This is a genomic window from Kytococcus sp. HMSC28H12 (assembly GCF_001816045.1).
GTDB classification, from domain to species: domain Bacteria; phylum Actinomycetota; class Actinomycetes; order Actinomycetales; family Dermatophilaceae; genus Kytococcus; species Kytococcus schroeteri.
Genome location: NZ_KV824410.1, coordinates 1 through 6,744, shown reverse-complemented (window position 1 = coordinate 6,744; position 6,744 = coordinate 1). Strand labels below are relative to the sequence as shown.

The 6,744-nt window shown below is 73.8% G+C and carries 8 protein-coding genes; 6 read left to right on the top strand and 2 right to left on the bottom strand.

The genetic code is table 11. From position 1 onward, the window contains the following. Nucleotides 1-41 precede the first annotated feature (41 nt). Entirely contained in the window at nucleotides 42-1,316 is a 1,275-nt protein-coding gene (locus tag HMPREF3099_RS05315; protein WP_083323517.1) for a YjiH family protein, read from the top strand. Between the two features lie 185 nt (nucleotides 1,317-1,501). On the opposite strand, the gene HMPREF3099_RS05310 is transcribed toward HMPREF3099_RS05315, so the two are convergent. Next, nucleotides 1,502-2,053: a GNAT family N-acetyltransferase gene (locus tag HMPREF3099_RS05310; protein ID WP_070704948.1), complete on the bottom strand. Its 552-nt coding sequence runs from the start codon at nucleotides 2,051-2,053 to the stop codon at nucleotides 1,502-1,504. 78 nt (nucleotides 2,054-2,131) lie between these two features. Here HMPREF3099_RS05310 and HMPREF3099_RS05305 point away from each other — a divergent pair, with 78 nt between their 5' ends. Then, nucleotides 2,132-3,184 (top strand): zinc-dependent alcohol dehydrogenase family protein, encoded by a 1,053-nt coding sequence (locus HMPREF3099_RS05305; RefSeq protein ID WP_070704945.1) that lies wholly within the window; start codon nucleotides 2,132-2,134, stop codon nucleotides 3,182-3,184. Nucleotides 3,185-3,239: 55 nt separating this feature from the next. Here the strand turns inward: HMPREF3099_RS05305 and HMPREF3099_RS05300 are convergent, their stop codons facing one another. Beyond that, entirely contained in the window at nucleotides 3,240-3,644 is a 405-nt protein-coding gene (locus HMPREF3099_RS05300) for a YjbQ family protein (protein WP_070704942.1), read from the bottom strand. Between the two features lie 57 nt (nucleotides 3,645-3,701). Here HMPREF3099_RS05300 and HMPREF3099_RS05295 point away from each other — a divergent pair, with 57 nt between their 5' ends. From HMPREF3099_RS05295 to HMPREF3099_RS05280, 4 genes are all read left to right on the top strand, one after another. Beyond that, complete coding sequence (locus HMPREF3099_RS05295) at nucleotides 3,702-3,968, top strand: type II toxin-antitoxin system VapB family antitoxin (protein ID WP_070704939.1); 267 nt, start codon at nucleotides 3,702-3,704, stop codon at nucleotides 3,966-3,968. Beyond that, nucleotides 3,965-4,360, top strand: coding sequence for a type II toxin-antitoxin system VapC family toxin (locus HMPREF3099_RS05290; protein WP_070704936.1), 396 nt, complete (start codon nucleotides 3,965-3,967; stop codon nucleotides 4,358-4,360). Before HMPREF3099_RS05295 ends, HMPREF3099_RS05290 begins: the two co-directional genes overlap by 4 nt. 115 nt (nucleotides 4,361-4,475) lie before the next feature. Continuing rightward, entirely contained in the window at nucleotides 4,476-6,341 is a 1,866-nt protein-coding gene (locus HMPREF3099_RS13645) for a LamG-like jellyroll fold domain-containing protein (RefSeq protein WP_070704933.1), read from the top strand. Between the two features lie 79 nt (nucleotides 6,342-6,420). Next, a partial coding sequence (locus tag HMPREF3099_RS05280) for an FHA domain-containing protein (RefSeq protein WP_141762002.1) occupies nucleotides 6,421-6,744 on the top strand: 324 nt, incomplete at its 3' end.

The window sequence follows — 6,744 nt, the reverse complement described above, 5'->3', positions numbered from 1 at the left end:
CCCGCCCCCATGCCCAGGGCCCCCGCGCCACCCCCGCCCAGCTGGTGCGCAGCGTGCTGGCGAGCCTCGTCGGCATCGCGGCGTTCTTCGTGCCGTTCACCGTCAACGGCACCAACTCCATCGCCCTGGACCACATCGTCACCTGGTTCAAGGGCGCGGTGCCGCAGGCCGTCCCGTGGGTGCTGCTGGCCATGGTGGTGGCCGGTGCCGTGTGGCCCTTCGTGCAGGGCACCTGGCGGCGCAGCACCACCGACCTCGCCTTCAGCGCCGCCAAGGTCGTCGGTGCCGTGGTGGGCTGCCTCATCGTGTTCGACCGCATGCCGGCCTGGCTCGCCGACCCCGGCATGGGCCCCTTCCTGTGGGACAAGGTGGTGGTCTCCGTGGGGCTGCTCATCCCCGTGGGTGCCGTCTTCCTGGCGCTCCTGGTGGGCTACGGGCTCATGGAGTTCGTCGGCGTGCTCATGCAGCCGGTCATGCGCCCCGTGTTCCGTACCCCGGGCCGCTCCGCCATCGATGCCGTGGCCTCCTTCGTGGGCAGCTACTCACTGGGCCTGCTCATCACCGACCGCGTCTACAAGGAGGGCCGCTACTCGGCCCAGGAGGCCGCCATCATTGCCACCGGGTTCTCCACCGTCTCGGCCACGTTCATGGTGGTGGTGGCCAAGGCGCTGGACCTGATGGGGCACTGGTCCACCTACTTCTGGGGCTCCCTGGTCATCACCTTCGCGGTCACCGCCGTCACCGTGCACATCTGGCCGCTGCGCTCCATCCCCACCACCGGGTACCAGGGGCAGGAGGTGGAGCCCGAGGAGCGCCCCACCGGCTCCCGTCTGGCCGCCGCGTGGCGCGCCGCCGACGAGCAGGCCGCCACCGCGCCCTCGCTGGGCCGCAGCATCTGGGAGAACCTGCGCGACGGCCTGCTCATGGCCATGGCGATCCTGCCGTCGATCCTCTCGGTGGGCCTGGCCGGGTTGCTGCTGGCCGAGTACACGCCGCTGTTCGACTGGCTGGCCTACGTCTTCTACCCGATCACCGCGCTGCTGGGTCTGCCCGAGCCGATGCTGGCCGCCAAGGCGAGCGCGCTCGGCATCGCCGAGATGTTCCTGCCCGCGGCGCTGGTGGCCGACGCCTCGATGGTCACCCGGTTCACCGTGGCCGTGGTGTGCGTCAGCCAGATCATCTTCTTCTCCGCGGTGGTGCCGTGCATCCTCGCCACGGAGATCCCGCTGCGCATCCGCGACCTGGTGATCATCTGGTTCGAGCGCGTGGTGCTGACGCTGCTGTTCACCGTGCCGGTGGCGCACGTGGTGTTCTGACGAGGCCGCCCGATCCGAGGGAGGTCCGTATGTGGGTGCTGCTCGCGACGGTGCTGCTGCTGATCCTCGTCATGGGGGTGGCGTGAGCTGAAGCGGACGCGGCCGTGCCAGCCGCTCCCGTCATGGGTACCAGAGGCGGTGGCGCCCCGGCGTCAGTCCCAGCCGTGACGCGGGGGCGCCGGCGCCTACCCCGCCAGGGTCCGCTCCATCTGCAGCTCAGGGCCCATCGCCTCGTAGGCCGTGACGCCGGTGGGCCGGAATCCCAGGCGCGCGTAGGCAGCTCGGGCCCGGGCGTTGTCCTCGTGCACCCACAGCGACAGCGCCCCCAACCCCCGCTCGCGTGCCCACTCGGCCGCCGCCTCCGTGAACCGACCGAGCAGCCCCCGCCCGCGGTACGCCGGGTCGACGTACACGCCCAACAGCTGGCCGCGGTCGGACGGGATGGTGCCGCCCCCGAACTCCGGCTCGCCCGCCCGCTGGACGAGGCACACCAGCGAGGCGACCCACACCCCATCGGAGGTGGTGGCGACGAACTGCCGCCCGGTCGCCCCGGGGCCGTCACCCGACCACGCCAGCGCGTTCTCGCGCCACTGCTCGTCGGTGCGTGCGGCGGCCTCCGCGTAGCGCGTGTAGAAGGCGATCTCCGCGTCCGGGTCCTGCAGCGCGGTCAGTCGAAGGTCGCGCACCCGGCGCCATTCCTCGGCGCGGATGGGGCGCACAGTCAGGTCATCAACCATGCAGGGAGGCTGCCACAGGGCGGGGGCGAGGTGCGGGTCCGCGCACCGCCGTGCACCCCCTCACCTACCCTGCCCCCCATGCGCGCCGTGGTGATCGACGAGGTCGGGGCCCTGCCAACCGTCCGGGAGGTGCCCGAGCCGGCCTGCCCGCCCGGCGGCGTGGTGCTCGACGTCAGCGCGACCGGCGTGTGCCGCTCCGACTGGCACGCCTGGATGGGGCACGACCCGTTGCCCCTGCCGCACGTCCCCGGCCACGAGCTCGCCGGCACCATCCGCCAGGTCGGCGAGGGCGTCACCCGCTGGAGCGTGGGCGACCGCGTGACCACCCCCTTCGTGTGCGGATGCGGCGCCTGCCCCACCTGCGCAGCCGGCGAGAGCCAGGTCTGCCCGCAGCAGACGCAGCCCGGCTTCACCGGCTGGGGGTCCTGGGCCGAGCAGGTGGCCCTCCACGCCGCCGACCACAACCTCGTCGCCCTGCCCGACGCCCTCGATGACGTGCACGCCGCCGCCCTGGGCTGCCGCTTCGCCACCTCCTACCGCGCGCTGGTGACCCACGGCGGCGTCGGGCCCGGACAGTGGGTCGCCGTGCACGGGGCCGGTGGCGCGGGGTTGTCGGCGGTGCTGATCGCCCGTGCGCTGGGGGCCCGCGTGGTGGCCGTCGACATGGCGCCGACCGCGTTGGAGCGCGCCCGTGCCCTGGGCGCCGAGGGCACGCTGGACGCCCGCGGCCTGTCACCCGAGCAGGTCGGCGAGGCCGTGCACGACCTGACCGATGGGGGAGCGCACGTCTCGCTCGACGCCTTCGGCTCGCCGGCAGCCGCGCTGGCCTCGGTGCTCGGCCTGCGGCGCCGCGGACGCCACGTGCAGGTGGGGCTGCTGCTCGGCGAGGCCGCCCGGACCGCGCTGCCGATGGACCGCGTGGTCGCCTGGGAGCTGGCCGTCCACGGCACGCACGGCCTGGCGGCGCGCGACTACCCCGCGATGCTGGAGCTCGTCACCGGCTCCGGCGGGCGTCCCGGCATCGCGCTGGAGGGGTTGGTCGGGCGTGAGGTGGGCCTCGAGGACGCCCCCGCGGCGCTCGCGGAGCTGGGGGCGGCGCCCGGTGGTGGGATCACCGTCATCCGCCCCTGAGATGGCGGCGCGGTGGGCCGGGGCGGGGTGGCCCAGTCGTCCGGCCCGGCCCGCCTCAGTCGGCCAGGAAGCTGAACCGCACCGTCCGCACGGGGTTGTCCACGTTGAGGTCCACCAGGCAGACCGACTGCCAGGTGCCCAGCATCATGCGCCCGCCCACCACGGGCACGGTGGCGTGCGGCGGCACGATGGCGGGCATCACGTGCGAGCGGCCGTGCCCGGGGGTGCCGTGCGCGTGGCGCCAGCGGTCGTCGGCGGGGAGCAGGTCGGCCAGGGCGGCGAGCAGGTCGTCATCGCTGCCGGCGCCGGTCTCCATCACGGCGATGCCGGCGGTGGCGTGGGGCACGAACAGCTGCAGCAGGCCGTCGCCCCGGCCGGCGACGAAGCCCTCGCAGTCGCCGGTGATGTCCAGCACCACGTCCTGGTCGCCGGTCCGGTACTCGCGGGTGGTGGTCTCCATGCCGTCATCGTAGCGAGAGGGTTCCATGGTGTAACCCGACGGGTGTACGGTGTAGTCATGGCGCTCAACATCAAGAACGAGCGGGTGCACGAGCTGGCACGGCAGGCCGCCCAGGTGCGTGGCACCACGCAGACCAGCGCGCTGGAGGCCGCCCTCGAGGAGTACCTCGCGCGGCACGGGGCCACCGAGGGGGCGGCGGAGGGGCGCTTCGAGCGGGCCACGGTGCTGGTGCAGCAGATCCGCAACGGTCTCTCCCTTGATGACGGGGAGTCGCTCAGCGCCGACCTCGCCGACCTCTACGACGAGCAGGGGCTTCCCCGATGATCGTGGACAGTTCGGCGGTGGTGGCGGTGCTGCAGGGTGAGGAGGGGAGCGAGGAGATCCTGCGCGTCCTGACCGAGGCGCCCTCGCTGGCCATGTCCACCGCCACGTACGTGGAGTGCGCCGTGGTGGTGGACCGCCGCGGGACGGCCGCGACGCGACGGCGACTGGACGAGCTGTTCGAGGTGCTCGGCATCGAGTTGGTGCCGCTCACCGTGGAGCACGCCCGGCTGGCGCGGGAGGCCCACCGTGACTTCGGGCGGGGCAGCGGGTCCGCCGCCCGCCTGAACCTGGGGGACTGCTACACCTACGCCCTGGCGGCCGAACGGGGCGAGCCGCTGCTGTTCGTGGGGGAGGACTTCACGCACACCGACCTCGAGTCCGCGCTGGGCTGACCGTCGTGGCGGGGCGTCGCCCGCGGCGGGCGTTCCGCGGCGGGTCACCGGCACGCCATCGGAGCGCCACCACCACGACACGGTGGGGCCACGCGCCCTGCGTACGGTCCGGCGCATGTGCCGTGAGAACACCTGCGCCGATGGCGCCACCCCTTCCCGCCGTGCCGTCATCCTGGGCAGCGGCACCGCCGGGCTCACCGGTGTCCTGACGGGTCTGGGTGGCCCCGCCGGGGCCACGCCCGCCGACGCCGCAGAGGCCCCCGAGCCCGTGGCCGCCCGCCGGTCCAGGCCCCAGCCCGTGGGCGACCAGCAGTTCACCCTGGCCGTCATGCCGGACACGCAGTACCTGTTCGACGACGACTCGATCCACCCCGAGCCGCTCACCGCCTCGCTGCGCTACCTGCAGCGCGAGCGCCAGCGGCAGGGCATCGCCTTCCTGGCCCACCTGGGCGACCTCACCGAGAACGGCCTGCCCCACGAGGTGAACGCCTTCGACCGCGCCTGGAGGCGACTGCGCCACAGCGGCATCCCGTACTCGCTGCTGGCCGGCAACCACGACGTGGGCGGGGACACCACCGACGCTCGCGGCGCCACCCCCTACCTGGGCGCCTTCCGCCGCTCCACCCGCGAGCCCGGCGTGGTGGCCGTCAGCCCGGACGGCTACAGCACCGCCCACCGCTTCACCGCCGCCGGCCGCGACTGGATGGTGCTGGCCCTGGACTGGCGCCTCTCGGAGGCCGGCTTCGCCTGGGCCGATGCCGTGCTGCGCACCCACCGCCTGCCCACCGTCCTCACCACGCACGACCTCGTGCAGGCCGATGCGGGAGACGGCGTGGCCGCCCCGTCGGAGTACGGCCAGCAGCTGTGGGACCGCCTGGTGCGCCGCCACGACCACGTGTTCCTCACGCTCAACGGTCACTTCTGGCCGTCCGGTCGCACCACGATGGTCAACGACGCCGGCCACGAGGTGCACCTGCACCTGGCCAACTACCAGCAGCGCTACTACGGCGGAGCGGCCATGGTGCGGCTCTACCGCTTCGACCTGGCGCGCGGCGTCATCGACGTGGAGACCCTGGCGCCGTGGGTGACCGAGCGGGATCCCGGGCGGCGCAACGAGCTCATGGCCGAGGAGCTGGTGGTCACCGGCGATCTGGACCGCTTCACGGTGGAGATCGACTTCGACGCGCGCTTCGCGGATTTCGCGCCCGCCCCGGAGCTGCCCGGCCAGCCCGTCCGCGAGGCGTTGGTGCCCGGCACCGTGGCGTACTGGCGGTGGGAGGGGCGCGACGGGGACGTGCTGCGCCCCGGCCAGCGGGTGCGCGACCTCTCCGGCCACGGCAACCACCTCGAGGTGGTGTCCGCCGGCGCCCCGCTGTGGGTGGTGGCCGACCACCACCCGGAGCAGCCGGGACGCACCAGCATCGCGATGGGGGGAGCCGAGAAGGCGGTGGGCGACCACCTGCACACGGTGGCCGAGGCGCCGCTCAACGACGCCACTTTCGAGCGCGGGTACACGGTGGAGGTGTTCTTCCGCCTCCCCGCCGAGTGGACCGGCCGCGACGCCTGGACCGCCCTGCTGAGCCGCGAGGGCACGGCTGCCGAGGCCGGCAAGCACGGCGGCGACGCGGAGGAGCCGGTGGTGACGCTGAGCCTCTCGGGGGAGCGGCAGCTGCAGTGGGTGGCCTACCCCACCTCGCAGGACACGGGCCTGACGAACTGGGGCCACGAGCTGCACACGGACCGCTGGTGGCACGTGGCGGTGGTGAACGACGGCCGTCACACCACGATGTACGTGGAGGGCTGCCCCGTGGTGCGCAACCCGCTCACCCGCAACCGGGGCCTGGCCACGCTGGGGCGCCGGTGGCTGGTGGGTGCGTACACCTGGGACGGCGTGCTCGATGCGGTGACGCGCGCCCGGCTGGGTGACGTGCGCATCGTGGAGCGCGCGTTGCGGCCCGAGGAGTTCATGACGCGCACCTGAGGGCGGCAGGCGGGGCGGCCCGCCCGGTGCCCGTGGGCGTGACCTAACCTGTCGGCAGACTCCCCGGGGAAAGGTTGAGATGGCACCGCGAATCGTCCTGCGCACGGCATCGGCGGAGTTCACCGTCCCACCCTCACCGGAGGGCGCCGTCATCGGGCGCAGCATCGAGGCCGACGTGATGGTGCCGGACCTGGCCGTCTCCCGCCGGCACGCCCGCGTGGTGCTGTATGAGGGCGTCTGGTGGGTGCAGGACCTCGGCAGCACGGCCGGCACCTTCCTCGACGGGGCGCGGGTCGCGGACTCGGCGCCGGTGCACCCGGGGCAGCACATCGGGCTGGGCGAGGGGGGTCACACCGTGGCCGTGGAGGCCGCCGCCGAGCCCGCGCCGCAGCCCGAGCCGGAG